General features: G+C 68.5%; 24 protein-coding genes. 11 read left to right on the top strand and 13 right to left on the bottom strand.

Annotated features, from left to right (window positions below):
* The first annotated feature begins 170 nt into the window (after positions 1-170).
* Genes hisC through BMX96_RS15000 form a run of 3 tightly spaced genes read left to right on the top strand, consistent with a single transcriptional unit; the run spans position 171 to position 2,796 of the window.
* Positions 171-1,259: a histidinol-phosphate transaminase gene (gene hisC, locus BMX96_RS15010; protein ID WP_073129012.1), complete on the top strand. Its 1,089-nt coding sequence runs from the start codon at positions 171-173 to the stop codon at positions 1,257-1,259.
* Positions 1,256-2,179, top strand: coding sequence for a prephenate/arogenate dehydrogenase family protein (locus tag BMX96_RS15005; protein WP_091846231.1), 924 nt, complete (start codon positions 1,256-1,258; stop codon positions 2,177-2,179). The genes hisC and BMX96_RS15005 overlap by 4 nt, the downstream gene beginning before the upstream one ends.
* Positions 2,176-2,796 (top strand): extensin-like domain-containing protein, encoded by a 621-nt coding sequence (locus tag BMX96_RS15000; protein ID WP_236737090.1) that lies wholly within the window; start codon positions 2,176-2,178, stop codon positions 2,794-2,796. The genes BMX96_RS15005 and BMX96_RS15000 overlap by 4 nt, the downstream gene beginning before the upstream one ends.
* Before the next feature lie 59 nt (positions 2,797-2,855).
* On the opposite strand, the gene BMX96_RS14995 is transcribed toward BMX96_RS15000, so the two are convergent.
* The 5 genes from BMX96_RS14995 to BMX96_RS14975 form a co-directional block, all read right to left on the bottom strand.
* A complete protein-coding gene (locus tag BMX96_RS14995) occupies positions 2,856-4,751 on the bottom strand; it encodes a propionyl-CoA synthetase (RefSeq protein ID WP_091846230.1) in 1,896 nt (631 codons plus the stop codon).
* 440 nt (positions 4,752-5,191) lie between these two features.
* On the bottom strand, positions 5,192-7,471 hold the full coding sequence (locus tag BMX96_RS14985; RefSeq protein ID WP_091846228.1) for an NADP-dependent malic enzyme: 2,280 nt from the start codon (positions 7,469-7,471) through the stop codon (positions 5,192-5,194).
* Positions 7,472-7,537: 66 nt separating this feature from the next.
* Positions 7,538-7,699: a hypothetical protein gene (locus tag BMX96_RS19690; RefSeq protein WP_175481758.1), complete on the bottom strand. Its 162-nt coding sequence runs from the start codon at positions 7,697-7,699 to the stop codon at positions 7,538-7,540.
* Between the two features lie 64 nt (positions 7,700-7,763).
* Entirely contained in the window at positions 7,764-7,988 is a 225-nt protein-coding gene (locus BMX96_RS14980) for a DUF3072 domain-containing protein (RefSeq protein ID WP_091846227.1), read from the bottom strand.
* A gap of 83 nt (positions 7,989-8,071) precedes the next feature.
* A complete protein-coding gene (locus BMX96_RS14975) occupies positions 8,072-8,290 on the bottom strand; it encodes a DUF3072 domain-containing protein (RefSeq protein WP_091846226.1) in 219 nt (72 codons plus the stop codon).
* Positions 8,291-8,384: 94 nt separating this feature from the next.
* Between BMX96_RS14975 and BMX96_RS14970 the strand changes: the two genes are divergently transcribed.
* From BMX96_RS14970 to BMX96_RS14945, 6 genes are all read left to right on the top strand, one after another.
* A complete protein-coding gene (locus tag BMX96_RS14970) occupies positions 8,385-8,783 on the top strand; it encodes a cytidine deaminase (RefSeq protein WP_091846225.1) in 399 nt (132 codons plus the stop codon).
* A complete protein-coding gene (locus tag BMX96_RS14965) occupies positions 8,780-10,090 on the top strand; it encodes a thymidine phosphorylase (protein ID WP_091846224.1) in 1,311 nt (436 codons plus the stop codon). Before BMX96_RS14970 ends, BMX96_RS14965 begins: the two co-directional genes overlap by 4 nt.
* A gap of 76 nt (positions 10,091-10,166) precedes the next feature.
* Positions 10,167-11,348: a phosphopentomutase gene (locus tag BMX96_RS14960; RefSeq protein WP_091846223.1), complete on the top strand. Its 1,182-nt coding sequence runs from the start codon at positions 10,167-10,169 to the stop codon at positions 11,346-11,348.
* Positions 11,345-12,310: an adenosine deaminase gene (locus BMX96_RS14955; protein WP_091846222.1), complete on the top strand. Its 966-nt coding sequence runs from the start codon at positions 11,345-11,347 to the stop codon at positions 12,308-12,310. The genes BMX96_RS14960 and BMX96_RS14955 overlap by 4 nt, the downstream gene beginning before the upstream one ends.
* A 42-nt stretch (positions 12,311-12,352) precedes the next feature.
* A complete protein-coding gene (upp, locus tag BMX96_RS14950) occupies positions 12,353-12,985 on the top strand; it encodes a uracil phosphoribosyltransferase (protein WP_091846221.1) in 633 nt (210 codons plus the stop codon).
* Positions 12,986-13,058: 73 nt separating this feature from the next.
* Complete coding sequence (locus BMX96_RS14945) at positions 13,059-14,321, top strand: SPOR domain-containing protein (RefSeq protein ID WP_091846220.1); 1,263 nt, start codon at positions 13,059-13,061, stop codon at positions 14,319-14,321.
* A gap of 202 nt (positions 14,322-14,523) precedes the next feature.
* Here BMX96_RS14945 and BMX96_RS14940 read toward each other — a convergent pair whose 3' ends face one another.
* Positions 14,524-15,540, bottom strand: coding sequence for a hypothetical protein (locus tag BMX96_RS14940; protein ID WP_091846219.1), 1,017 nt, complete (start codon positions 15,538-15,540; stop codon positions 14,524-14,526).
* A 43-nt stretch (positions 15,541-15,583) separates the two neighbouring features.
* The gene (locus BMX96_RS14935; RefSeq protein ID WP_091846218.1) at positions 15,584-17,209 is read right to left on the bottom strand and encodes an AMP-binding protein; all 1,626 of its coding nucleotides are present in this window, start codon (positions 17,207-17,209) and stop codon (positions 15,584-15,586) included.
* 84 nt (positions 17,210-17,293) lie between these two features.
* Here BMX96_RS14935 and BMX96_RS14930 point away from each other — a divergent pair, with 84 nt between their 5' ends.
* Together BMX96_RS14930 and BMX96_RS14925 are read left to right on the top strand one after the other, a co-directional pair.
* Positions 17,294-17,941, top strand: a complete 648-nt coding sequence (locus BMX96_RS14930) for a sulfotransferase family 2 domain-containing protein (protein WP_091846217.1) — start codon at positions 17,294-17,296, stop codon at positions 17,939-17,941.
* A 170-nt stretch (positions 17,942-18,111) separates the two neighbouring features.
* Positions 18,112-18,759: a Hint domain-containing protein gene (locus BMX96_RS14925; RefSeq protein ID WP_091846216.1), complete on the top strand. Its 648-nt coding sequence runs from the start codon at positions 18,112-18,114 to the stop codon at positions 18,757-18,759.
* A 102-nt stretch (positions 18,760-18,861) separates the two neighbouring features.
* On the opposite strand, the gene BMX96_RS14920 is transcribed toward BMX96_RS14925, so the two are convergent.
* The 6 genes from BMX96_RS14920 to BMX96_RS14895 form a co-directional block, all read right to left on the bottom strand.
* Complete coding sequence (locus BMX96_RS14920) at positions 18,862-21,063, bottom strand: 3-hydroxyacyl-CoA dehydrogenase NAD-binding domain-containing protein (RefSeq protein ID WP_091846215.1); 2,202 nt, start codon at positions 21,061-21,063, stop codon at positions 18,862-18,864.
* 12 nt (positions 21,064-21,075) lie between these two features.
* Complete coding sequence (locus BMX96_RS14915) at positions 21,076-22,299, bottom strand: acetyl-CoA C-acetyltransferase (protein WP_091846214.1); 1,224 nt, start codon at positions 22,297-22,299, stop codon at positions 21,076-21,078.
* Between the two features lie 10 nt (positions 22,300-22,309).
* Positions 22,310-22,930 carry a glutathione S-transferase family protein gene (locus BMX96_RS14910; protein WP_091846213.1) on the bottom strand — a complete coding sequence of 207 codons (621 nt, stop codon included), beginning with the start codon at positions 22,928-22,930 and terminating at the stop codon, positions 22,310-22,312.
* A 283-nt stretch (positions 22,931-23,213) separates the two neighbouring features.
* Positions 23,214-23,426, bottom strand: a complete 213-nt coding sequence (locus BMX96_RS14905; protein ID WP_073129032.1) for a hypothetical protein — start codon at positions 23,424-23,426, stop codon at positions 23,214-23,216.
* 29 nt (positions 23,427-23,455) lie between these two features.
* Positions 23,456-25,234 carry an acyl-CoA dehydrogenase C-terminal domain-containing protein gene (locus tag BMX96_RS14900; protein WP_091846212.1) on the bottom strand — a complete coding sequence of 593 codons (1,779 nt, stop codon included), beginning with the start codon at positions 25,232-25,234 and terminating at the stop codon, positions 23,456-23,458.
* Between the two features lie 25 nt (positions 25,235-25,259).
* Entirely contained in the window at positions 25,260-25,658 is a 399-nt protein-coding gene (locus BMX96_RS14895; RefSeq protein ID WP_091846287.1) for a MerR family transcriptional regulator, read from the bottom strand.
* Positions 25,659-25,696: the final 38 nt, after the last annotated feature.

Raw genomic sequence — 25,696 nt, 5'->3', positions numbered from 1 at the left:
GAGGCACCGGGGATCCTTCGCGCCGGCACCGCCAGCCGGCGGTCAGCCGCAGGGTCCCGGCGGGGCCTCACTGTTTCCCAAAAACTCAATTCCCGACCCGCGTCCAAACGCGTCTGGTCAGGCTCGGACCGCAACGCTAGAAGGTGCGGGACACGGGAAGGACAGCCACAATGACACACGCCATCGAGCCCAAGGCCGGCATCATGGAAATCGCGCCCTACCAGGGCGGGGCGAGCCATGCCGAGGGCGTCAGCGACGTGGTCAAGCTGTCGTCGAACGAGAACCCGCTGGGCCCGCCCGAGTCGGCGCGCGAGGCGCTGCGCAAGACCGCGCACCTGCTGCACCGCTACCCGTCCACCGACCACATGAGCCTGCGCCAGGCCATCGGCGAGGTGCACCACCTGGACCCCGCGCGCATCATCTGCGGCGCGGGCAGCGACGAGATCATCCACATGATCTGCCAGGCCTATACCGGTCCCGGCACCGAGGTGATCCACACCGAGCACGGCTTCGCCATGTACCGCATCAGCACGCTGGCCTCGGGCGCCACGCCGATCGAGGTCCCCGAGCACGAGCGCAAGGTCGACGTGGACGCCATCCTCGACGCCGTGAGCTTCCGCACCCGTCTGGTCTTCGTCGCCAACCCGGCCAATCCCACCGGCACCATGCTGGGCAGCAACGAGATGGGCCGCCTTGCGGCCGAGCTGCCCGATCATGTGCTGCTGGTGCTGGACGGCGCCTATGCCGAGTATGTCGACGGCTACGATGGCGGCGCCAAGCTGGTGGACAAGCGCGAGAATGTCGTGATGACGCGCACCTTCTCGAAGATCTACGGGCTGGGCGGCCTGCGGGTCGGCTGGGCCTATGGACCGGCCCACGTGATCGACGTGCTGAATCGGGTGCGCGGCCCCTTCAACTTGGGCGAGGCGCAGCTGGCCGCCGCCGAGGCCGCCGTGCGCGACCGGGAATTCGTCGACCGCTCGCGCGCCGAGAATGCCCGCATGCGCACCTGGATGGCCAAGGCGCTGGCCGAGATCGGCGTCATGTCCGACACCTCGACCGCGAATTTCGTTCTGGCGCGCTTCGACAACGCCGACGAGGCCGATGCCTGCGAGGCGCATCTGCGCGCCGACGGGCTGCTGGTGCGCAAGGTGGCGGGCTACAAGCTGCCCAATTGCCTGCGCATCACCGTGGGCGACGAGGCGTCGTGCCGCCGGGTCGTCCATTCCATCGGGCAGTTCAAGGGCCAGGACGGGTGAGCCATCCGCCGGTCTACGAACGGGTCGCGCTGATCGGGCTGGGGCTGATCGCGGGCTCCATGGCGCTGGCCATGAAGCGCGCGGGCCTCGCGGGCGAGATCGTGGGCACCGCCCGCACCGCCGCCACGCGCGGGGTCGCGTTGAAGCGCGGCCTGTGCGACCGCGTGTGCGAGACGGCGGCCGAGGCCGTGGAGGATGCCGACCTCGTGGTCCTGTGCGTTCCCGTCGGCGCGATGGAGACCATCGCCATCGAGATCGCGCCACACCTGGCGCCGGGCGCCACCGTCACCGACGTGGGCTCGGTCAAGCGCGCCGTTATCGACGCCGTGGCCCCGCACATGCCCGACGGCATCCACTTCATCCCGGGCCACCCCCTTGCCGGGACCGAGCAATCGGGCCCCGAGGCAGGCTTTGCCGAGCTTTTCGAGAACCGCTTCACCCTGCTCATCGACGACGGGGCCGACCCCGACGCCATCGCCCGGCTGGCCAGGCTCTGGACCGAGATGGGCGCGCGGGTCGAGGTCATGGATGCCGATCACCACGACCTTGTCCTGGCCGTGACCAGCCACACGCCACACCTGATCGCCTACACCATGGTGGGCGTGGCCGATGACCTGCGCCGCGTCACCGACAGCGAGGTCATCAAGTACTCGGCCGCCGGCTTCCGCGACTTCACCCGGATCGCGGCCAGCGACCCGACCATGTGGCGCGACGTGTTCCTGACCAACAAGGACGCGACACTGGAAATCCTGGGCCGCTTCACCGAGGAGCTTTTCGCCCTGCAACGCGCCATCCGCACCGGCGATGGCGAGATGCTTCACGACTATTTCACCCGCACCCGGGCGATCCGGCGCGGCATCATCGATGCGGGACAGGATACCGCGACGCCGGACTTCGGCCGCGGGGGAGGCAAGCGATGAGACGTGTCCTGTTGGCTTTGACCGCGCTGCTGGTTCTGGGCAGCTGCGGCAGCCGCATGATCCACCTGGCCAGCCGGGACGCGGCGTCCCTTCCGGGCCAGGCGCTGTGCGGTGATCCCGCCATTCGCGGCCAGCTGGCCGAACCGGTGGGCGGCGCGGGGGCTTGCGGCATCGAGAGCCCCGTGCGTGTCAGCAGCGTTGCGGGCGTTGTCCTGTCGCAATCGGCGCTGCTGGATTGTTCGGCCGCGCGGTCCCTGCGGGTCTGGGTCGACGACGTGGCCAAGCCCGCGGTCGGGCGGCGCGGCGGGGGCCTGAGTTCGCTGGACGTTGCCGCGCATTACGCCTGCCGCACCCGCAACAACCAGTCCGGCGCGCGGATCTCCGAGCACGGGCGCGGGCGGGCCATCGACATCTCGGCCATCGGCCTCAGGGATGGCGAACGGATCTCGGTGTTGGATCACTGGTCGACCTACCGCCGCGGGCGGCTTTTGCGCCGGTTGCACGGCGGGGCCTGCGGTCCGTTCGGCACGGTGCTGGGGCCTGAGTCCGACCGGTTCCACCAGGACCACTTCCACTTCGACACGGCCAGCTATCGGTCGGGACCGTACTGCCGGTAGTCCGGCAGGGGCTTGCGCGAGAGAGCGGGCCACCGGCCTGCGCCGATGGCCCGAGGTGATCAGGTCTTCGGGTAGCCCAGGTCCGCGATACGCTCGCGCAACTCATCCAGGATCGCGGGGTCGTCGATGGTGGCGGGCACCTTCACGTTGTCGCCGTCGGCGAGCTTGGCCATGGTCGCACGCAGCGTCTTGCCGGACCGCGTCTTGGGCAGGCGTTCGACCACCACCGCCAGCTTGAAGGCGGCGACCGGGCCGATCTTGTCGCGTACCAGCTGCACGCATTCGCGGCAGATCTCGGCGTGGTCGCGGTTGACCCCGCGCGTCAGCGTCAGGAAGCCCATGGGCAGCTGACCTTTAAGGTCGTCCGCCACGCCCACCACGGCGCATTCGGCCACGTCGGGATGGGTGGCGAGCACCTCTTCCATCAGGCCGGTGGACAGGCGATGCCCCGCCACGTTGATGACGTCATCGGTGCGCGCCATGATCCAGATATAGCCATCCTCGTCCTTCCGGCCCGCGTCGCCGGTCTCGTAATAGCCGGGGAAGGCGTTCAGGTAGGCGGACTTGAATCGCTCCTCGGCGTTCCACAGGCCCGGCAGCGTGCCCGGCGGCAGCGGCAGCTTGACCGCGATGGCCCCCAGCTCGCCCGCGGGCAATTCCTGGCCGTCCTCGCCCAGGATGCGCACGTCGTAGCCCGGCATCGGCACGGTGGGCGAGCCGATCTTGACCGGCAGCGGTTCGATCCCGACGGGGTTGGCGACCATGGGGAAGCCGGTTTCGGTCTGCCACCAGTGGTCGTAGACCGGCTTGCCGGTCTTGTCCTGGAGCCATTCGATCGTGGCGGGGTCCGCGCGCTCGCCGGCGAGGTAGATCGCGCGCAATCCGCTCAGGTCATGGTTTTGCAGGAATGTCGCGTCCGGATCCTCGCGCCGCACCGCGCGGAAGGCGGTGGGGGCGGTGAAGAAGGATTTCACGCCGTGTTCCTCGATGACGCGCCAGAAGGTGCCGGCGTCCGGGGTGCCCACCGGCTTGCCCTCGAAAACAACCGAGGTGTTCCCGTGGATCAGCGGCGCGTAGCAGATGTAGCTGTGGCCGACGACCCAGCCCACGTCCGACGCGGCCCAGAAGACCTCGCCCGGGTCGACGTTGTAGACGGCCTTCATCGTCCAGTTCAGCGCAACGAGGTGCCCGCCGGTGGCGCGCACCACGCCCTTGGGCTGCCCGGTCGTGCCGGACGTGTAGAGGATGTAGCAGGGATGGTCGCCGCGCACCGGCACGCAGTCGGCGGGCGTCACGTCTTCCTGCACCTCGTCCCAGTCCAGGTCGCGCCCGGCGATCAGGTCGGCGCGCAGCTGCTCGCGCTGGAAGATGATGCAGAACTCGGGCTTGTGGGCGGCCAGGTCGATGGCCCCGTCCAGCAGCGGCTTGTAGGCCACTGTGCGCGACGGCTCGATCCCGCAGGATCCCGCGATGATCGCCTTGGGCTTGGCGTCGTCGATGCGGGTCGCCAGCTCGGCTGAGGCGAAGCCGCCGAACACGACCGAGTGGATGGCGCCGATCCGCGCGCAGGCCAGCATGGCGACGACGGCCTCGGGCACCATGGGCATGTAGATGATGACCCGGTCGCCGGTCTCGACCCCCTGCGCCTTCAGCGCGCCGGCCAGCCGCGCGCATTGTTCCTTGAGCTCGGCATAGGTGATTGTCTTCTTCTGGCCGGTCACGGGGCTGTCCCAGATCAGGGCGGGCTGGTCGGCGCGCCCGCCCTCTGCGTGACGGTCCACGGCGTTGTAGCAGGTGTTGGTGATGCCGTCGCCGAACCAGTTGTAGATCGGGCTGGCGGTGTCATCGAGCGCGCGGGTCGGGAAGCTGTCCCAGTGGATCGCGCGCGCCTGCTCCATCCACCAGGCTTCCGGGTCTGCCTTCCATGCGGCGTAAGTCTCGGCGTAGCTGGTCATGTAATCTCCTCCCCTGATCGGGGCGGATTATGCCGCCCCGCGCCGCCGCGACAAGCATGGTCCCGCGATGGCATCGCTAACAGGCGCCGAATTCTCATGCCGAGGTCTGAATGCGACACCGACGACGCGGATGATCGCGCGGGCACGAGGGGCAGGGGGCATCCTGCACCCAGGGCCACGCATCTCCGCGACGGCCCGGACCCGGAGGTCGAAGATCATGCCCGACAAGTCCCCGAAAAAGAAGATGAAGCAGCCCCGCCCGGCGCCGACGGCCGACCCGTCCCCCGCGAAGCAACAGCAGAAGAAAGGCTCGAAACCCGCCCGCTGAGGGTCTGTCGAAACCTCCTGCAAGACCGGCCGGGACGTGGCGCCCGGCCGGCGCGACGCGCCCCGAAACACATCCTTTCCGCCAGCGGTGCGACCCTCCGGCCGGTGCAAGCTCAGCCGTAATGCGCCACCGGCGTCCCGGCGATGGCCGACATGTTCAGAAGGCCGCGCGCGGTGATCGAGCTGGTGACGATATGGGCGCGGTTGCCCATGCCCATGAGGATCGGCCCCACCTCGAGCCCGCCCGCCTTCATCTTCAGGATGTTGCGCACGCCCGAGGCGGCGTCGGTATTGGCGAAGACCAGCGTGTTGGCCGCCCCTTCCATCCGGCTGGACGGGAAGATGCGGGCCCGCAACTCGCCGTCGAGCGCGGCGTCGGCGTGCATCTCGCCCTCGTAGCAGAAGTCGCGCGGCTGGCTGTCCAGGATCTCGAGCGCGGCGCGCATCCGCAGCCCGGTGTCGCAGTCGAAATTGCCGAACTGCGAATGCGAACACAGCGCGATCTTCGGCTCGACCCCGAAGCGGCGCACGTGCCGCGCGCTCGACCTCACCGTGTCGGCGATCTGCTGGGGCGTGGGCTGCGGGTTCACGTGGGTGTCGGCCACGAAGAGCGGCCCGTCCTCGAGGATCATCAGCGACAGGGCGCCCACCGCGTGAAGGTCCTTCGTGCCCAGCACCTGGCTGATGTAATTCAGGTGCCACAGATACTGCCCGAAGGTCCCGCAGATCATCGAGTCGGCCTCGTCCCGCTGCACCATGACGGCGCCGATGGCGGTGGTGTTGGTGCGCATGATCGCCTTCGCCAGGTCCGGCGTCACGCCGCGCCGTTCCATGATCTTGTGGTAGGTCTGCCAATAATCGCGGTAACGGGCATCGTTTTCGGGGTTCACGATGTCGAAGTCTTGTCCCGGCCGGATCTGGAGACCCGCCCGCTCGGCCCTCAGCTCGATCACCTCGGGGCGGCCGATGAGAATGGGCTTGTCCGTGGTCTCTTCCAGCATGGCGTGGGCCGCGCGCAGCACGCGCTCGTCCTCGCCCTCGGTGAAGACGATACGGCGCTCGGCGGTCCCGGCGGCCTCGAAGACCGGCCGCATGATCAGCGCCGAGCGGAAGACCGAGCTGTCGAGCCGGCGCTTGTAGGCGTCGAGATCCTCGATCGGCCGTTCGGCCACGCCGGATTCGATCGCGGCGCTGGCCACCGCGCGGGCGACGACCCCCATGAGCCGTGGATCGAAGGGTTTGGGGATCAGGTAATCGGGGCCGAAGGTCAGCTGTTCACCCTTGTAGGCGGCGGCGGCCTCGGCGCTGGTGGTCTTGCGGGCGAGCTCGGCGATACCCTCGACGCAGGCAATCTTCATGGCGTCGTTGATGGTGGTCGCTCCCACGTCCAGCGCGCCCCGGAAGATGAACGGGAAACACAGCACGTTGTTGACCTGGTTCGGAAAATCCGACCGGCCCGTGGCGATCAGCGCGTCCGGCGCGACCTCGCGCGCGGCCTCGGGATCGATCTCGGGGGTGGGGTTGGCCAGCGCGAAGATGATCGGCCGCTCGGCCATGCGCCCGACCATCTCGGGCGTGAGGATGTTGGGGCCCGACAGCCCCAGGAACAGGTCGGCGCCGTCGATCACGTCGTCCAGCTTTCGCGGCCCGCCGGGTTGGGCATACTCGGCTTTCTGCGGCGTCATCTCGGCCTCGCGGCCCTCGTGGACCAGCCCCTCGATGTCGCACAGCCACACGTTCTCGCGCTTGACCCCGAGTTTCAGCAGCATGTTCAGGCAGGCGATCCCCGCCGCGCCGCCGCCCGTCGATACCACTTTGATCTCGTCGAAGCTTTTCTTGGCGAGCAGCAGGGCATTGGTCGCGGCGGCCGAGACGACGATGGCAGTGCCGTGCTGGTCGTCGTGGAACACGGGAATGTTCATCCGCTGGCGGCAAAGCTCCTCGACGATGAAGCAGTCGGGCGCCTTGATGTCCTCGAGATTGATGGCGCCGAAGGTCGGCTCCAGCGCGCAGACGATGTCGGCCAGCCGCTCGGGGTCGGATTCGTTCAGCTCGATATCGAAACAGTCGATATTGGCGAATTTCTTGAAAAGGACGGCCTTGCCTTCCATCACCGGCTTGGACGCCAGCCCGCCGATGTTGCCAAGACCCAGAACGGCCGAGCCGTTGCTGACCACGGCCACGAGGTTGCCCCGCGCGGTGTAGTCCCGGGCCGTCGTCGGGTCGGCCTTGATCTCGAGACAGGCCTCGGCCACCCCCGGCGAATAGGCGCGCGACAGGTCGCGCCCGTTGGCCAGCGGCTTGGTCGCGCGGATCTCGAGCTTGCCGGGCTGCGGATGGCGGTGATATTCCAGCGCGGCCGCGCGCAGCGCCTGTTTCTTGTCCTCGTCCATCTCTGCCCTCCGCGGTGGTGTTTACCTTGGGATACGGTGTCGCGTTCCCCGTGGGAAGGGCGCGCGTTACACTCCCAGCGCCGAGCGAAGGATCGGAAGAAGCGCGGCCGCCGCCACGCCGATCGCAGCGCCAAGGCCCAGCCGGGCTCCGGTCCGCATGCCTTGCGGCAGCAACGCGCCGAGCAGCGCGCAGATCACGCCGTAGAAAATGAGGGGCACGAGATCCACGGCAGCCTCCGCGCGGTGCGATACCGCTGAAGGCTACGCCCCGAAGCGCCCGCGCGGCAAGCGTTCAGCCCGTTCCGCGCCCGGTGCGCGCTTGCAGCCGGTCGATGGCCTTGGACGCATCGGCCTTGGACAGGTCGGGGTCGAACGGCTCGCCCGCTTCCTCGCACAGCGTCTTCAGGTACGACGCCTGTGCGCCGGTCATCATCTCGTCCCCGGTCACCCAGGCATCCACGGGCTTGTCGGCATTTCCGGGGGCGTCCGCCTTGGGGGTGTCGGTCGTGTCAGTCATGGTGTCTCTCCGTCGGAAAGTGTTCCTTATTTGTTCCAACGGTTCGAGCGCCAACGGGTTCCGCATGCGGCGCGGCTGTCGGATTAGTTGTCCTTCAGTGCCGCGATCCGGGCGTCGGCCTGGTCCTGGGTCAGGGTGGCGTCGAATGCCTCGCCCTTCTTTTCGCACAACTCGCGCAGTTGGGCCGCCTGAACTTCGCTCATGGGCTCGTTGCCATGGGGGTTCTCGCCGGACTCCACGGCGCCGCCGACGGGGAAGGACGCCACGTCCATGGGGCTGTGTTTCTTCTGGTCGTCGCTCATAGCGGTCTCCTCACCTTGCGTCATGGGGGAAATGCGCGGCGCGCGACCCGGGTTCCGCTTGCCAAGCCCCACTGGCCGGATCAGATTGTCCGTCATGACCGAAGATCTGCTGTCCGCCGCCCGCGCCGTGCGTGAAAACGCCCATGCGCCCTATTCCAGGTTCAAGGTTGGCGCCGCGCTGCGTTCGACCGAGGGAAACCTGCACCGTGGCTGCAACGTGGAGAACGTGGCCTACCCCGAAGGCACCTGTGCCGAGGCGGGTGCGATCGCCGCCATGGTCGCGGCGGGCGACACGCGCATCGCCGCCATTGCCGTCATCGCCGATTGCCCGGCGCCGGTGCCGCCCTGCGGCGGCTGCCGTCAGAAGCTGGCCGAGTTCGCCGATGGCACGGTGCCCGTAACGCTGGCGACGACCGACGGGCAGGTTCTCGAAACGACCGTGGCGGACCTGTTGCCGGGTGCCTTCGACGCGGGCCACATGGACCGCGCGTGAGCGTTCGCGACACCCTCGCCATCCTGCGCCGGGGCGACGTGCCCGCGGCTGCCGACCTGGCCGCGTTCGCCGCCGGGCTGGCCGATGGGCGGGTGACCGATGCCCAGGCGGGCGCCTTCGCCATGGGCGTCTGCCGGGGGCCGGGGCTGGGCGAGGCGGGGCGCGTGGCGCTGACCGCCGGGATGGCCGATAGCGGGGACCGGCTGACCTGGGATCTGCCGGGGCCGGTGGTCGACAAGCATTCCACCGGCGGTGTCGGCGATCCGGTCTCGCTGATCCTCGCGCCCGCGCTGGCTGCGCTGGGCGGCTTCGTCCCGATGATCTCGGGACGCGGGCTGGGGCACACCGGCGGCACGCTGGACAAGCTCGAAGCGATCCCCGGCCTGTCGGTCGCGCTGGACCATGACGCGTTCGAGCGGGTTGTCCGCGACACCGGCTCGGCCATCGTGGCGGCCAGCCGGGCGATCGCGCCGGCGGACAAACGGCTCTACGCGATCCGCGACGTGACCGCAACGGTCGACCAGGTAGACCTGATCTGCGCCTCGATCCTGTCGAAGAAACTGGCCGCGGGGCTGGGCGCGCTGGTGCTGGACGTGAAATGCGGCTCCGGCGCGTTCATGCGCGACCCGGCAGCGGCGCGGGACCTGGCCCGGGTGCTGGTCGAAACGGCGACCGGCGCAGGCCTGCCCACGCGCGCGCTCATCACCGCGATGGACCAGCCTCTGGCCCCCGCCATGGGCAACGCGACCGAGATCCGGGCGGTGATGGCCGTGCTCGACGGCCGGGCAACCGACAGCCGACTCGCCCACGTGACCGCCGCGCTGGGGGGCGAGCTTCTGCACATGGCGGGCCTGGCGGATAGCCGCGAGGACGGCGCCGCGCGCATCTCCGAGGCGATCACGGACGGACGCGCGATGGAGCGCTTCGCCGCCATGGTGGCGGGGCAGGGTGGCCCCTCGGATTTCGCCGCGACGTGGGACGAGGTGCTGCCGCGCGCGCCGGTGATCCGCGACATTCCCGCCCCCACGGACGGCTACCTCGCCAAGGCCGACGGGACTGCGCTGGGCCAGGCGGTGGTGGCGCTGGGTGGTGGGCGCGCGCGTGACGGCGATGCGATCGACCCGTCCGTGGGTCTGGACGCCATCGCGCCGCTGGGCGCGCGGCTTGCCAAGGGCGATCCGCTGGCGCGCGTCCACGCCGCGGATGAGGCCGCCGCCGACCGGGCCGCGGCGGCTGTGGTGGCGGCCCTCACCCTGTCGGACAAGGCCCCGGACGCCACAACCCTGATCGCGGAGCGGATCGCGTGAACATCGCACAGCCCCCTTGCATCACTGGTCCCCAAATACTTCTGCCCGGCACGGGCCACCAGGTGGGAGATCTCGGATGAGCGCGCGGGCCTTCCTGGTGGTGCTCGATTCGGTCGGCATCGGCGGCGCGCCCGATGCGGACGCGTTCGGCGATGAAGGCGCCAATACCGTGGGTCACATCGCCCAGGCGCTGGCGGACGGCGACCGGCCCTTGCGTCTGCCGATTCTCGACGCGCTGGGGCTGGGCCGGGCGGTGACGCTCGCCTCGGGTCTCGACGCGCCGGGTCTCGGCGCCGGGCCGCAGGGGCGTTGGGGCGCCGCGACCGAGGTCTCGCCGGGCAAAGACACGCCCTCGGGACATTGGGAGCTTGCCGGTCTGCCGGTGCCGTGGGAATGGACTTTCTTCCCGAAGGAAGATCCCTGCTTTCCGCCCGATCTGGTCGAGAAGGTCTGCGCGCTCGCCGGCTGCGACGCCATTCTCGGCAACCGCCATGCCTCGGGCACCAACATCATCGAGGAAGAGGGCGCCGAGCACATGCGGACGGGCCGCCCGATCTGCTATACCTCCACCGACAGCGTGTTCCAGATCGCCGCCCACGAAGAGGTCTTCGGCCTCGACCGGTTGATCGACCTCTGCGCCACGCTGGCGCCCGATCTGCACGCCATGCGGGTGGGTCGGGTCATCGCGCGGCCCTTCCTGGGCGATGCCGATAGCGGCTTCACCCGTACGGCCAACCGCCGCGACTTCGCCATCGCGCCGCCCGCGCCGACGCTGTGCAACTGGGCCAAGGATGCGGGCCGCGCCGTGCATTCTGTGGGCAAGATCGCCGACATCTTCTCGATGCAGGGGATCGACACGCGGGCCAAGGGATCGGACGCGGAACTGCTCGACCACCTGCGCGCGCGGATGGACGATGCCGCGCCGGGCAGCCTGACCTTCGCCAATTTCGTCGAGTTCGACAGCGCCTACGGTCACCGCCGCGATCCCGACGGCTATGCCCGCCACCTGGAATGGTTCGACGCGGCGCTGCCCGACCTGGTCGCGCGGCTCGGTCCCGACGACATCCTGGTCATCACCGCCGACCACGGCAACGATCCCACCTGGCGCGGAACCGACCACACCCGCGAACGGGTGCCGGTGCTGGTGGCGGGGGCGGGCACTGGCGAGATCGGCCACTGCGCCTTCGTCGACGTGGCCGCCAGCATCGCAACCCATCTGGGCCTCTCGGACACCGGCCCGGGAAGGAGCTTCCTGTGATCCCGAAGATCGAACTTCACCTGCACCTGGAAGGCGCGGCGCCGCCCGCCTTCATCCGCGGTCTCGCGTCCGAGAAGGGCGTCGACCTGTCGTCGATCTTCGATGGCCAGGGCCGCTATGCCTACCGCGATTTCAACGACTTCCTGCGCGTCTACGAGGCGGCCTGCACCGTGCTGCAAACGCCCGAAGACTTCGCGCGGCTGACCCGCGCGGTGCTGGCGCAATCGGCCGAAGAAGGCGTCATCTACACCGAGGCGTTCCTGTCGCCCGATTTCTGCGGCGGCCGTGACTTGGGCGCATGGCGCGACTACCTCGCCGCCATGCAGGAAGCGGCCAGCGAGGTGCCCGAGGTCGAGATGCGGGGCGTCGTCACCTGCATCCGCCATTTCGGCCCCGACGCCGCGAAAGAGGCCGCGCGCTGCGCCGCCGAGACCGCCGGCGATTTCATCACCGGCTTCGGTATCGCGGGCGACGAGATGGCGGGCCACCCGCGCGATTTCACCTACAGTTTCGACATGGCGCGCGAGGCGGGGCTGGGCCTGACCGCCCATGCCGGCGAGTGGGGCGGCCCCACCTCGGTACGCGATGCGCTGGATCATCTGCGGGTCAGCCGCATCGGCCACGGCGTCCACGCCATCCGCGACGCGGGGTTGGTCGAACGGCTGGCGCGCGACGGCATCACGCTCGAGGTCTGCCCGGGCAGCAACATCGCGCTGGGCGTCTACGGCCAGTGGCGCGACCATCCGATCGACGCGCTGCGTGCGGCCGGGGTGCCTGTCACCGTGTCGACCGACGATCCGCCGTTCTTCCACACCACGATGCGGGACGAATACGCCCACCTGTCGGACCTGTTCGGCTGGGACGACACGATGTTCGCCGAGATCAACCGCACCGCCGCGCGAGCCGCCTTCTGCGACGAAGACACCCGCGCGGCCCTTCTCAAGCGGATCGATGCGGGCTAAGCCCGGCCCCGCAACCCGAACACGCCCGCCGAAGGACCGCACATGACCCAGCACCTGACCGTCGTCGAACACCCGCTGATCCAGCACAAGCTGACCATCATGCGCGATCAGGCGACCTCGACCGCCGTGTTCCGCCAGCTTCTGCGCGAGATCAGCCAGCTGCTGGCCTACGAGATCACGCGCGACCTGCCGCTGACGACCACCCGGATCGACACCCCGATCCAGCCGATGGACGCGCCGAAACTGGCGGGCCGCAAGCTGGCGCTGATCTCGATCCTGCGCGCGGGCAACGGCCTTCTGGACGGGATGCTGGAACTGATCCCTTCGGCGCGGGTGGGGTTCGTCGGGCTTTATCGGGACGAGGAAACGCTCGAGCCGGTGGAATATTACTTCAAGGTTCCCGATCTCATGTCCGAGCGTGTCGTCATCGCGGTGGACCCGATGCTGGCCACTGGCAACAGCTCGGCCGCGGCGATCCAGAAACTGAAGGATGCCGGTGCCAGGGATATCCGCTTCCTGTGCCTGCTGGCCGCGCCCGAGGGCGTCGAGCGGATGAAGCAGGCGCATCCTGACGTGCCCATCGTCACCGCCGCGCTGGACGAGCGGCTGAACGAAAAAGGCTATATCGTGCCGGGCCTTGGCGACGCCGGGGACCGCATGTTCGGTACGAAATAGCGCGCCGCGCCCTTTACCCCCCGACGCCCCCCGTGCATCGTATCGCCATTCACCTTGAGTCCGGGGGGACACCATGCTGAGAACCGTTTGCCTGTCGCTGGCACTGGCGCTGTCGGGCGTTGCCACCACGAGCCTGGCCCAGGACCTGCGCACCGACCTGGCCGATGCCGGCCCGCCGGCCGAGTTTCCGCCCGCGGGCTTCAACGGCCGCCAGTTCGTCGATAGCCGGGGCTGCGTTTATGTCCGCGCAGGCGCCATCGGCGAGACCAGCTGGGTGCCCCGCGTCACCGGCAACCGCCGCGTGCTGTGCGGCTTCATGCCGACCGAGTTCCAGCGCACGGCCCGGGCGGAACCTCCGGTGATCCCCGATCCCGCACCGGCGCCGACCAGCACCGCCAGTGCGACCCCGCGCGTCCTGGCGACGCCCACGCCGCGCAGCACAGCGTCGGCCCCGCGAACCACCGCGACGCAAACCCCGCGCAGCGTTGCAACGACCCCGTCCCGTGCCGGATCGACCGAGGGTCTGCGTCCCAAGCCCTACCGTGCGGCCCGAAATGTCCCGGCGACGGAACTCGCGGCCGAGCCGGTGACACCCAACGCCCGCCGCAGTGTAGCGACCACCCCGCGCCGCGTTGCGACCAAGCCGCGTGCTGTCGTGCAGCCCCGCATTGCCGCGCCATCCGAAGTGCTCGAGCTTCAGCCGGGCGACCGTATCCGCGTGCCCAGTGCCCCGGCGGTTCGAACGCCCCCGGGCTATCGCAATGCCTGGGATGACGGCCGCCTGAATCCCGACCGCGGCAAGCAGACCTTCAGCGGGGCGTTGCAGACCGCGCTGGTCTGGACCCAGACCGTGCCGCGGAGGCTGAAGACGGCCGGCGGGCGCGACGTCACCGACCGCTATCATTACCTGGTCTATCCCTACACCGATTACGACAAGCAGCGCGCCGACCTGCGCGGCGGCAAGTTCGTGACGATCATCACCGACGGCCAGCGCCAGATCGTGCCGCGCAGCGCGCTGCGCACCCGTGCCGATGGCAAGGTCGTCATGTCCAGCAAGTCCGCGCCGGCCACCCGCAGCGCCGCCCCGGCGCCGTCCCAGCCCAAGGCGGCCGGCGGGCGCTACGTGCAGGTGGCGAGCTTCGGCAACCCCGCCAACGCGCAGGCGACCGCGCGGCGCTTGCAGGCGGCGGGCCTGCCGGTGCGGATGCAGGACGTCCGGCGCGGCGGCACGGCCTACCGCAGCGTGCTGGCCGGTCCGTTCAACGACCGTGCGGCGCTGTCACGAGCGCTGGGCGTCGCCCGCGCGCAGGGCTTCTCGGACGCTTTCGTCCGCTAGGCCGCGTCGCGCGCCCGGCGCATTGGCGCGGCGCGCGGCAATGCGATGAGCTTGCCTTCGCCCGGGGCGCGGCATGTGCCCGTCCCGGCGCGGACGGGCGGGGCCGCCGTGAATGTGTCTGGCGAGTCGCGCCGCGGGCCGTCTTCTCGCACGGCAGCCGTCCGAAAGCGGGCTCGGGCCACCGGGCGGTCGACCCGGTGGCTCAGCGGGCGCAGATATTCTGTAGCGCGACCCATTGCCCGTCGGTCAGAACCGGGCGCGCGGTCTCGGGCGTGACCGGGTCCGCCTCGATCAGCGCAACGGTGGTTTCGCCGGTGATGTCCTCGGCATAGGCATAGGGCGCGACGGGGATTTGCGCCTGCGACATGCGGCTGAGGAAGGTCGCCACCGGCAAGGGTGCGCGCGGGCTGGTCGACAGGTGCTCGGCATAGCGACGCAACGTGTCGTCGGGGACCTCGCCCCGGGTCAGAAGCTGCACGGCGGCCATGGGACCCGCGAATTCCAGGAGCCGCGCCATGGGGTCCCGGATCTCGGCCCGCGCGAGTTCGGCCAGGATGTATCCGGCGACGGGCTCGGCGGCCTCGTAATCCTCGATCAGGGCGCGGTTCAGCAGGATCAGGCGGCCGGGAAGGTGCGCGGCCGTCTCGGGGCCGCCGGGCAGGACCACCAGCCGCCCGCTGCCGGGGCCAAGCACCCGCGACGACAGCTGCGCCAGCGCGGACCGCGCGGCGGGGTTGGCGCAGGGTTCGCCCGCGACGCGGGTGATCTGCGCCAGCAGCCTGCGCCCGGTATCGGCGCGCACGGCCTCGGGCACCACCGCCGTGGCGTGGCGCACCAGCGCGTCGGGCAGCCACAGGAGACCGCCCGCAAGCAGGCCGGCCAGCACCACGGCCAGCACACCGGTCCGCAGCCAGCCGCGCCGGGGCCGCCGGCGCTCGACGGCCCGTTGCACCCGTTCGATGGCCGAGATCATGTCGCTGTCGTCCAGCTCCAGCGTCTCGCCCGCGTCCGGGCCGGGCGCGAACAGCGCGGGCACGGCGCCGGGGTTGCGCCGCTCGACGGCGGGCAGGGACCAGTGCGCCAGGGGCCGGTCGCTCATATCGGTGATCTTGAGCGTCGCGTCACCGATGGACACGACCACGTCGCGCCGTTGCGATTCGGGGCTTTCACGCCAGAGGCCGCTCGCCTCGAGCCGGGCGTATTCACTGAGAACGGTCATGATACAGGCGCGCCAATATGCGGGGCTGGGGGAATTGCGGGCCTCACAATGTCTTCGCGGCCTGGCGCAGCTCGAACTTCTGGATCTTGCCGGTCGACGTCTTGGGCAGCTCGGTGAACACCACGCGCTTGGGCGTTTTGAACCCGGCGAGTTTCTCGCGCGCGAAGGCGATCAGCGTGGCCTCGTCGGTCTGCGCGCCCTTCTTCAGCTCGACGAAGGCGCAGGGCACTTCGCCCCACTTGTCGTCGGGCTTGGCCACCACGGCGCAGAGCGACACGGCGGGGTGGCCCATGAGACAGCCCTCGACCTCGACCGAGCTGATGTTCTCGCCGCCCGAGATGATGATGTCTTTGGCGCGATCGGCGATCTGGATATAGCCGTCGGGATGCTGCACCGCGATGTCGCCGGAGTGGAACCAGCCGCCGGCAAAGGCCTCGGCCGTGGCGTCTGGGTTGCGGAAATAGCCTTTCATCACGCAGTTCCCGCGAATGCCGATCTCGCCCTGGGTGGCGCCATCATGGGGCACGGGGCGGTGGGCTTCGTCCAGCACCTCGATCTCTTCCATCATGGGCATGGCGACGCCCTGCCGGGCCTTCTTCGCGGCCTCGGCCTCATCCTCCATGCCGTCCCACATGGGATCCCACAGGCATTCGGTCACGTGACCGTAGGTTTCGGTCAGGCCATAGACCTGCATGACGTGGAAACCCAGCTTGCCGATGGCGCCCAGCGTCGCGGGCGCGGGGGGCGCGCCGGCGGTGAAGACCTCGACCGTGTGGTCGAATTCGCGGCGATCCTCGGGGTCGGCGTTGACGATGGTGTTCAGCACGATGGGCGCGCCGCCGAAATGCGTGACACCCTCGTCCGCGATGGCGTCGTAGATCGCGCGGGCCGTGATGTCGCGGCAGCAGATCACGGTGCCGCCCAGCATCGGCATCATCCAAGTATGGTTCCAGCCGTTGCAATGGAACAGCGGCACGATGGTCAGGAAGCGCGAGAACAGCGGCATCTGCCAGCTGACGACCGTGCCCATGGTCATGAGGTAGGCGCCGCGATGGTGATAGACGACGCCCTTTGGCCGCCCCGTGGTGCCCGAGGTATAGTTCAGCGCCAGGCTTTCCCATTCGTCCTGCGGCATGTCCCATGGCGCGTCGGCGCTGCCGCTGGCCAGCAGATCGTCCCACGTCATGTGGCGGCCGGTGGCGCGGTGGCCGCGCGCGCGGTCCGGCACCTCGACGATGCGGGGCGGGGGGCCGTCCATCTGGTCGATGGCGGCCTCGGCCAGGGCCACCTGGTCGCTGTCGACCAGCACCATGCGCGACCCGCCGTGGGACAGGATGTAGGACACGGTATCCACGTCCAGCCGGGTGTTGATCGTGTTCAGGACCGCGCCGCAGGCGGGCACGCCGAAATGGGCGATGGCCTGCGCGCTCACGTTCGGCAGGATGGTCGACACCACGTCGCCCGGGGCGATGCCCGCCGCCTTCAGCCCCGAGGCCAGCCGCGACGTGTCGGCGTGGTATTCGGCATAGCTCCAGCGCAGGGGCCCGTCGATCAGCGCCTCCCTGCCAGGAAAGACACGCGCCGCGCGGGCGAGATGCGACAGGGGGGTCAGCGGCACGTGGTTGGCGCGTGTCTTGTCCAGCCCCGTCTCGTCCTGCATCCAGCCCATGGCATCCCCCTTGTCTTTGACGACCGTCGTGAAACTATCGCGTCACCTAGACCGATAGCAAAGCCCCGAAAGCCCCGGAATACCATGATCATCTCGCCCGGCCGCGGCTATATCTTCGTCCACATCCCGAAGACCGGTGGCACGGCGCTCAGCCTCGCGCTCGAGAACCGGGCGATGAGGGACGACATCCTGATCGGCGACACGCCCAAGGCCGTCCGGCGGCGCGGGCGGCTGAAGGATCTCGCCCCCCGGGGCCGGCTGTGGAAGCATTCCCGCCTGGCCGATATCGAGGGGATCCTGACGCCCGACGAAATCACCGGCATGTTCGTCTTCGCGATCGTGCGCAACCCGTGGGACCGGATGGTCAGCTACTACCACTGGTTGAGGGTCCAGCGGTTCGACCACCCGGCCGTGGCGCTGGCGGGCCAGCTGGAGTTTCCCGGTTTCGTCGCCCACCCCCACACGCGCGACAGCATGCGCGGCGATGCGGCGCGCAGCTACGTGACGCTTTCGGACGGGCGCGAAGTCGACACGCTTTTCCTGCGGCTCGAGACTCTGGAGGATGACCTTGCGGCCGTCGAATCGCGGCTGGACATGCGCCTGGCGCCCATCACGCGCGCCAATGCGTCCCAGAGGGCGCGGGATTATCGCGGCTATTACGACGAGTGGACGCGCGAAATCGTCGGGGAAATCTCGGCCGAGGACATCCAGAGGTTCGGCTACCGTTTCTGAGCGACACGTCAGCCGGGACAATCCGGTCGAATTTACCGCGACCTTTTCGAAAATTGGCGGATGCCGCATTCTCGCCCGGTTCGGGGCCAAATGCCGCGCGAATTACGCGTCAAAAGTGAATCGATCCGTCCCATCCGGCGGAGTCTTGCGATTGCAATTGGAGCCTCAAAATGAAGCTGTCCTCTTTTTCCCGCCCCCAGGCCGACACGACCGACGGGTCCGAAACCGCTGGTGACAGCCCCCGGATCGGGATCATCGCGGGCACGCGCGTGGCCACGACCATCGGCTGGCGCCCCATCGAAGAGGTCAAGCCGGGCGATCGCGTGCTGACGTTCGACGGCGGCCTGCAGGAAGTGGCGCGCGTCGAGCATTCCAAGCTGTGGTCCAAGGCCAAGGCCTGCCCGCGCAAGCAGTGGCCGCTGTCGGTCCCGGTCGAGGCGCTGGGCAACCAGACCCCCATGCAGCTGCTGCCCGAGCAGCCCGTGATGCTGGAATCGGACGCGGCCGAGGATATCTTTGGTGATCCCTTCACCCTCATGGCCGCCGAGGCGCTGGAAGGGTTCCGCGGCATCCGGCGCGAACTGCCGGACGCCAGCACCGAGATCGTGACGCTGTATTTCGAGACCGAGCAGGTGGTCTTCGCCAATATCGGCGCGCTGTTCCTGTGCCCCGCCGACACGTCGCTCGCGGCCGGTGGTGACGAGGGCACGTCCGAAACCTACTCGCTTCTGCCGATCGAGCGGGCCACGGACCTGACGCGGATCATCGCCGAGGACGAGGCGCGCCGTCGCGACATGGCCTACGCCGACGAGAACTGAGAGCTTTCCCCATCGGGATTGTCCCCCCAAGGTCCCGATGAAAAAGGCCGCGTCCGAGGACGCGGCCTTTTCCGTTTGGTGGTGCGGTGATGCCTCGGGGCGTCAGGCGGCTTCCATCGCCACGCCGTCGCCGAACCGGCCGTAGAAGCTGTCGCCCCCCTTGGCTAGGTCGCGCAGCAGCTCGGGCGTGGTGAACCGCGCCCCGCACTCGGCGGTCAGCGCGTCGCAGATCTCGACCGCCTTCGCGGCGCCGATGATGTCCAGCCAGCTGAACGGCCCGCCCGACCACGGCGCGAAGCCCCAGCCCAGGATGGCGCCCACGTCGCCCTCGCGGATGTCTTCCAGCACGCCCTGTTCGAACGCCCGGACGGCTTCCAGAACTTGCGCCATCATCAGTCGATGCTGCACGCGGGTCAGCTCGGGCTGGTCATCGGCCACGGCATATTTGTCGCCCAGCCCCTCCCACAGGCCCACGCGCTTGCCGTCCTCGGCGTAGGCGTAGAAGCCCGACTTGGACTTGCGGCCCATGCGGCCCTGGTCGGCCATCCAGAAAAGAACCTCGTCCACGGCCTCGTCCGGATAATCGTCGCCCATGGCGGCTTTGGTGGCCTTGGCGATCTTCACGCCCAGGTCGATCGAGGTCTCGTCGACCAGCTGAAGCGGACCCAGCGGGAAGCCCAGCATCTTGGCCGCGTTCTCGATCAACGCGGGCTCGACGCCTTCCTTCACCATGCGCACCCCTTCGTTGATGTAGGGGATGATGCAGCGGTTGGCGTAGAAGAACCGCGCGTCGTTGACGACGATCGGCGTCTTGCGGATCTGGCGCACGTAATCCAGCGCCTTGGCCACCGCGCGGTCGCCGGTCTGGGCACCCTTGATGATCTCGACCAGCATCATCTTGTCCACGGGGCTGAAGAAGTGGATGCCGATGAACTGTTCGGGGCGTTCGGACGCCTTGGCGAGCTCGCCGATTGGCAGGGTCGAGGTGTTGGTGGCGAAGATGCAGTCGGGGCCGACCACGGCTTCGACCTTTTTCGTCACGTCGGCCTTGATGCCCGGATCCTCGAACACCGCCTCGACCACCAGGTCGCAGCCCATCAGCGCGTCGTAGTCGGTGGTCGCCGTGATGCGGCCCAGGACCTCGGTCTTCTTCTCCTCGGTGACCTTCTTGCGCTTGATGCCCTTGTCCAGGATGTCCTCGAAATAGGACTTGCCGCGATCGGCGGCGGCCTGTTCCTGGTCGATCAGCACGACCTCGATCCCGGCATTGGCCGAGACGTAGGCGATGCCCGCACCCATCATGCCGGCGCCCATGATGCCGACCTTCTTGACAGTCTGGTCGGGCGCCTCGGGGCGGTTCGCACCCTTTTCAAGCGCTTCCTTGTTGATGAAGAGCGAGCGGATCATCGCCTCGCTGCTGGGGTTCATCAGGACGGAGGTGAACCACCGCGCCTCGATCTTGATGGCGGTGTCGAAGGGCACCAGCGCGCCTTCGTAGACCGCAGACAGCAGCGCCTTTGCGGCGGGGTAGACGCCCTGCGTCTTGCCGTTGACCATGGCGCTGGCGCCGACGAAGGTCATGAAGCCCGCCGGGTGATAGGGGGCGCCGCCGGGGAACTTGAAGCCCTTCTGGTCCCACGGCTTCACGATGTCGGCGTCCTTGGCGTTCAGCACCCATTCGCGCGCCGCGGCGACGGGGTCGTCCACGACCTCGTGGATCAGGCCCAGCGACTTGGCCTTCTTCGGGTCGTTCAGCTTGCCTTCCAGCAGGATGGGGCTCGCCTGCATGGCGCCCATCATCCGGCTGACGCGGGTGGTGCCGCCCATGCCGGGGAAGATGCCGACCATGATCTCGGGCAGGCCGATCTTGGCCTTGGGGTTGTCGGCGGCGAAGATCCGGTGGCAGGCCAGCGGGATTTCAAGACCGATGCCCAGAGCGGTGCCGGGCAGGGCGGCGGCGATGGGTTTGCCGCCCTTGTTGGTCTTGGGGTCCATGCCCGCACGCTCGATCTTGCGCAGGATGCCGTGGCTGCGCATCAGGCCCTCGAACAGGCCCTTGGCGGGGTCGTCGCCCGCCGACTTCTTCATCTTGGCGATGACGTTCAGGTCCATCCCGCCGGCGAAATCCTTCTTGCCGGAGGTGATGACCACGCCCTTCACGGCATCGTCGGCCAGCGCCTGGTCGATCAGCGCGTCCAGCTCGTCCCAGCCTTCGAGGCTGAGCACGTTCATGGATTTGCCGGGCACATCCCAGGTGATGATGGCGACGCCGTCGTCGCCGGTCTTCATGGTGAAATCGGTCATGGTTCCGGCTCCTTACACGCGCTCGATGATGGTGGCTGCGCCCATGCCGGACGCGATGCAGAGGGTGGCGAGCCCGACTTCCTTGTCGGACCGCTCGAGCTCGTCCAGCAGGGTGCCGATGATGATCGCCCCGGTGGCGCCCAGCGGGTGGCCCATGGCGATGGCGCCGCCGTTCACGTTCAGCTTGCCGTGGTCGATGTCGAACGCCTGCATGAAGCGCAGCACCACGGACGCGAAGGCCTCGTTCACCTCGAAGAGGTCGATGTCGCCGATGTTCATGCCGTGATCGGTCAGGATCTTCTCGGTCACCGGGACCGGGCCGGTCAGCATGATCGTCGGATCGGTGCCGATCTTGGCGGTGGCGCGGATGCGCGCACGGGGCTTCAGACCGTTGGCCTTGCCGAACTCGGCGTCGCCGATCAGCACGCCCGCGGCGCCGTCCACGATGCCCGAGCTGTTGCCGGCGTGGTGGATGTGGTTGATCCGCTCCAGGTGCGGGTACTTCATCAGCGCGATCTTGTCGAAGCCCGGCATGGTCTCGCCCATTTCCTTGAAGGACGGGTTGAGGCTGCCCAGCGCCTGCATGTCGGTGCCGGGACGCATGTACTCGTCACGGTCGAGGATGGTGAGGCCGTTCCGGTCCTTCACCTCGAGGATCGACTTGGCGAAGCGGTTGTCGGCCCAGGCGGCCGCGGCGCGGTTCTGGGATTCCACCGCCAGCGCATCGGCGTCGTCGCGGCTGAAGCCGTACTCGGTCGCGATGATGTCGGCGCTGATGCCCTGGGGGACGAAGTAGGTGTTCATGGCGATGGACGGATCGACGGCGATGGCCGCCCCGTCGCTGCCCATGGGGACGCGGCCCATCATCTCGACCCCGCCGGCGATGTAGCCGACGCCGCCGCGCTGGCCGGTGGCGCCGCGGACCTGGTTGGCGGCCATGTTCACGGCTTCCATGCCGGACGCGCAGAAGCGGTTGATGGCGACGCCGGGGATGCGCTCGTCCAGCTCCGAGGCCAGCACGGCCGTCCGCGCCAGGCAGCCGCCCTGTTCGCCCACCTGGGTGACGTTGCCCCAGATGACGTCCTCGACCGCGTGGCCGTCCAGGCCGTTGCGATCCTTCAGCGCGTTCAGCACGCCCGCGCTGAGGCGCGCCGAGGTCACCTCGTGCAGGGCGCCGTCCTTGCGGCCCTTGCCGCGCGGGGTGCGCACGGCGTCGTAGATAAAGGCGTCGGTCATGGGGTCCTCCTCAGGCCGCGTAGGCACGCGGCATCAAGTCATAAGGGTGTTTCCAGCCCGGCAGGGACTGGATGTTGCTCAGCCAGCGGTCGATCTCGGGCCAGTCGGCCCGGTCGAAACCGAAGGGTTCCGGATAAAAGAGATAGCCACCGAGGCTCAGGTCCGCGATGGTGACGTCCCGTCCGACCACCCAGTCGCGCCCCTGCAGATGGGCGTTCAGCACGGCGTGGGCGGCCCTGAGGCGGCCCAGCTGGAAATCGATCACGGGCTGCGGGCGCTTGTCCTCGGGCAGGAAGTTCATCAGGAACCGCGTCATCCCGATCGCGGTGGAATACTTGTGGTTGTCCCAGAACAGCCAGCGCAGGATCTCGTGCCGCTCGCCGGACAGCTTTCCGCTGGTCTCGGCGATGTAATCGAGCATGACGCCCGACTGGGTCAGGGTCAGCTCGCCGTCGCGCAGCACCGGCACCTCGCCCATGGGGTTCACCTCGGCGCGCCAGGCGTCGCTGCGGGTCTCGCCCTTGAAGAAGTCGACGAAGACGGGCCGCCAGTCGAGGCCCGCGAGGTTCAGCGCCAGCGCGACCTTGTAGGCGTTGCCGGACTCGCCGAAGCAATGGAGGTCTATGGTCATGCTCTCTCCCGGTTGGCGAGGCACCGGGGGGCTTTACGCCCCCCGGACCCCCCGCAAGGTATTTTCGGAAAGATGAAGTGGCCGGGTTCATCTTTCGTTAAGGTTGACGCGCGACCCTTGGAGCGCGGTACAGGCTGAGGAGCCGATGGCCGTGAAAGGTGAAGCTCCGGTCCTGCCGTGCGACACCGGGTCGTGCCGCGGGATCGGGGTGGACCGTCAGTCGCTTCATCTTTCCCCAAATACCTCCGCCGGAGGCGGCCCCGGGTCTCGGCCCGCGCGACGCCTAACGTTTGCGCGCATCGAGTTCCGAGTTGAACAGCCGCAGCCGCGCCGTCAGGTTTTCCTTGTTGGTCACGCTGTCGAAATGCTCGAACAGGAAGCTCAGCGCCTCGCCCTCGTCCAGCCCCGCCTCGGCGGCGAATTTCCGCAGCCGCCTGTACCCGTCCTCGGTCATGGCGACGGGTATGCGGCGGGTCAGGCGAAAGCGTTTGGGCATCTGGCCTCCTGTTCCTTTTCGGCCGCGCCTCAGAAGTTGGCGGCATCCAGCGCCATGACCGGCGCGGCACCCGAGTTGATCCGCGCCAGGTACGTCGCCGTGGCGGGCAGCTGGCGGGCCATGTAGTAGCGGCCGGTGGCGAGTTTCGTCTCGTAAAACTCGGTGTCGGTCGCGCCGCCGTCAAGCGCCTCCTGCGCGGCCTTGGCCATGCGGGCCCACATGAAGCCCAGGCACACGTGGCCGAAGAGCGTCATGAAGTCGTAGCTGCCCGACAGCGCGTTGTTGGGGTTCTTCATGCCGTTCTGCATGAAGTACATGCCCGCCGCCTGCAGGTCCTTCGACGCGGCCTTCAGCGGGTCGAGGAAGTCGGCCTTCAGCGTCTCGTTGCCCTCGTTCTCCTTGATGAAGGTCTTGATCATCTCGAAGAAGCCCATGAGCGTCTTGCCGCCGTTGAGGCCCAGCTTGCGGCCCACCAGGTCCAGTGACTGGATGCCGTTGGTGCCCTCGTAGATCATGGTGATGCGCGCATCGCGGACGAACTGCTCGAGCCCCCATTCGCGGGTGAAGCCCGATCCGCCCAGGGTCTGCTGCGCCAGCACGGTGGTCTCGAAGCCCTTGTCGGTGAGGAAGCCCTTGATCACCGGCGTCAGCAGCGAGATCAGCGCCTCGGCCTCGGCGTCCTTCTCGCGGTGGGCCTTGTCGATCAGCGACGCGCCCCACAGCGCGAAGGCGCGGGCGCCCTCGACGAAGGATTTCTGGTCCATCAGGTTCCGGCGCACGTCGGGGTGCACGATGATCGGGTCGGCGGGGCCGTCGGGGTTCTTCACGCCGGTCACGTCGCGGCCCTGCAGGCGATCACGGGCGAAGCCCAGCGCGTTCTGGTAGGCCACCGCACCCTGAGCGTAGCCCTGGATGCCGACGCCCAGCCGGGCCTCGTTCATCATGGTGAACATGGCGCGCATGCCCTTGTGCATCTCGCCGATCAGGTAGCCGGTCGCGCCGTCGTAGTTCATCACGCAGGTGGCGTTGCCGTGGATGCCCATCTTCTTTTCCAGCCCGCCGCAGGACAAGCTGTTGCGCTCGCCCAGCGAGCCGTCTTCGTTCACCAGGAACTTCGGCACGATGAAGAGGGAGATGCCCTTCACCCCCTCGGGGCCGCCGGGGATCTTGGCCAGCACCAGGTGGATGATGTTGTCGGTCATGTCGTGCTCGCCGGCCGAGATCCAGATCTTCGAGCCGGTGATCTTGTAGGTGCCGTCGTCCTGCGGCTCGGCCTTGGTGCGGATCAGGCCCAGGTCCGTGCCGCAATGCGGTTCGGTCAGGTTCATGGTGCCCGACCAGGTGCCCTCGACCATCTTGGGCAGGTAGGTCTGCTTCTGCGCGTCCGAGCCGTGGGTGTGGATCGCGTTGTAGGCGCCATGGCTCAGGCCCTGGTACATGTTGAGCGCCATGTTGGCGGACACGAACATCTCGCCCACGGCCGAGTTCAGCAGGTAGGGCATGCCCTGGCCGCCGTATTCGGGGTCGCAGTCAAGCCCGATCCAGCCACCCTCGCACAGCTGGTCGTAGGCGTCCTTGAAGCCCTTGGGCGTGCGCACGACGCCGTTCTCCAGCTTGCAGCCTTCCTCGTCACCGACGATGTTCAGCGGGGCCAGGACGTTCTCGGAAAGCTTGCCGGCCTCTTCCAGCACGGCGTTGGTGAGGTCGCGGTCCAGCTCGTCGTAGCCGGGGGTCGCGGCCTCGGAGGCCTTCAGAGTGTCGTGGATGACGAATTGCAGGTCTTTGACGGGGGCGGTGTAGGTGGGCATGGGGGTTCCTCCTCGGGCGTATGTCTCAGGCGGCCGGGTTGCGGCGCAGTTTTTGCAGGGTTTCCTCGCCCCAGGCGATCTGTTCCTCGAGGTCTGCAATGGCCTCTTCCAGATCGACCCGGCGGGCCTTGAGGTCTTCCAGGCGGTTCTGCGCGATGGCGCGGGCCTGGGTCAGCTGGGTCTCCTGGTCGTCGCCGATCTCGTAAAGGTCGAGAAGCTGGCGGATCTCTTCCAGGCTGAAGCCGAAGCGCTTGCCGCGCAGGATCAGCTTCAGGCGCGCGCGGTCGCGGCGGGTGAAGAGCCGCTTCTGCCCCTCGCGCTTGGGGGCGAGCAGTTCCTTGGATTCGTAGAATCGCAACGTGCGGGGGGTCACCTCGAAGGTGTCGCACATCTGGCGGATGGTCATCAGGTCGTCGTTGGTCATCGGTCTCTCGGGCAGCGTCGGCGTGTAACTGGCGCAGT

It is taken from the genome of Palleronia pelagia (genome assembly GCF_900110115.1).
Taxonomy (GTDB): Bacteria; Pseudomonadota; Alphaproteobacteria; order Rhodobacterales; family Rhodobacteraceae; genus Palleronia; species Palleronia pelagia.
Note: the sequence above shows the minus strand (reverse complement) of the source record. Positions and strands in the feature narration are given on the sequence as shown.

What these genes read in the sequence shown, in the direction of transcription:
- BMX96_RS14960 (WP_091846223.1), top strand. Translation starts at nt 10,167, where the DNA reads ATGAGCGCGCGGGCCTTCCTGGTGGTGCTCGATTCGGTCGGCATCGGC.
- BMX96_RS14970 (WP_091846225.1), top strand. Translation starts at nt 8,385, where the DNA reads ATGACCGAAGATCTGCTGTCCGCCGCCCGCGCCGTGCGTGAAAACGCC.
- upp (WP_091846221.1), top strand. Translation starts at nt 12,353, where the DNA reads ATGACCCAGCACCTGACCGTCGTCGAACACCCGCTGATCCAGCACAAG.
- BMX96_RS14895 (WP_091846287.1), bottom strand. Translation starts at nt 25,658, where the DNA reads ATGACCAACGACGACCTGATGACCATCCGCCAGATGTGCGACACCTTC.
- BMX96_RS14985 (WP_091846228.1), bottom strand. Translation starts at nt 7,471, where the DNA reads ATGGACGAGGACAAGAAACAGGCGCTGCGCGCGGCCGCGCTGGAATAT.
- BMX96_RS14995 (WP_091846230.1), bottom strand. Translation starts at nt 4,751, where the DNA reads ATGACCAGCTACGCCGAGACTTACGCCGCATGGAAGGCAGACCCGGAA.
- BMX96_RS14930 (WP_091846217.1), top strand. Translation starts at nt 17,294, where the DNA reads ATGATCATCTCGCCCGGCCGCGGCTATATCTTCGTCCACATCCCGAAG.
- BMX96_RS14925 (WP_091846216.1), top strand. Translation starts at nt 18,112, where the DNA reads ATGAAGCTGTCCTCTTTTTCCCGCCCCCAGGCCGACACGACCGACGGG.
- BMX96_RS15000 (WP_236737090.1), top strand. Translation starts at nt 2,176, where the DNA reads ATGAGACGTGTCCTGTTGGCTTTGACCGCGCTGCTGGTTCTGGGCAGC.
- BMX96_RS14900 (WP_091846212.1), bottom strand. Translation starts at nt 25,234, where the DNA reads ATGCCCACCTACACCGCCCCCGTCAAAGACCTGCAATTCGTCATCCAC.
- BMX96_RS14980 (WP_091846227.1), bottom strand. Translation starts at nt 7,988, where the DNA reads ATGACTGACACGACCGACACCCCCAAGGCGGACGCCCCCGGAAATGCC.
- BMX96_RS14910 (WP_091846213.1), bottom strand. Translation starts at nt 22,930, where the DNA reads ATGACCATAGACCTCCATTGCTTCGGCGAGTCCGGCAACGCCTACAAG.
- BMX96_RS14940 (WP_091846219.1), bottom strand. Translation starts at nt 15,540, where the DNA reads ATGACCGTTCTCAGTGAATACGCCCGGCTCGAGGCGAGCGGCCTCTGG.
- BMX96_RS14945 (WP_091846220.1), top strand. Translation starts at nt 13,059, where the DNA reads ATGCTGAGAACCGTTTGCCTGTCGCTGGCACTGGCGCTGTCGGGCGTT.
- BMX96_RS14915 (WP_091846214.1), bottom strand. Translation starts at nt 22,299, where the DNA reads ATGACCGACGCCTTTATCTACGACGCCGTGCGCACCCCGCGCGGCAAG.
- hisC (WP_073129012.1), top strand. Translation starts at nt 171, where the DNA reads ATGACACACGCCATCGAGCCCAAGGCCGGCATCATGGAAATCGCGCCC.
- BMX96_RS14920 (WP_091846215.1), bottom strand. Translation starts at nt 21,063, where the DNA reads ATGACCGATTTCACCATGAAGACCGGCGACGACGGCGTCGCCATCATC.
- BMX96_RS14905 (WP_073129032.1), bottom strand. Translation starts at nt 23,426, where the DNA reads ATGCCCAAACGCTTTCGCCTGACCCGCCGCATACCCGTCGCCATGACC.
- BMX96_RS14935 (WP_091846218.1), bottom strand. Translation starts at nt 17,209, where the DNA reads ATGGGCTGGATGCAGGACGAGACGGGGCTGGACAAGACACGCGCCAAC.
- BMX96_RS14975 (WP_091846226.1), bottom strand. Translation starts at nt 8,290, where the DNA reads ATGAGCGACGACCAGAAGAAACACAGCCCCATGGACGTGGCGTCCTTC.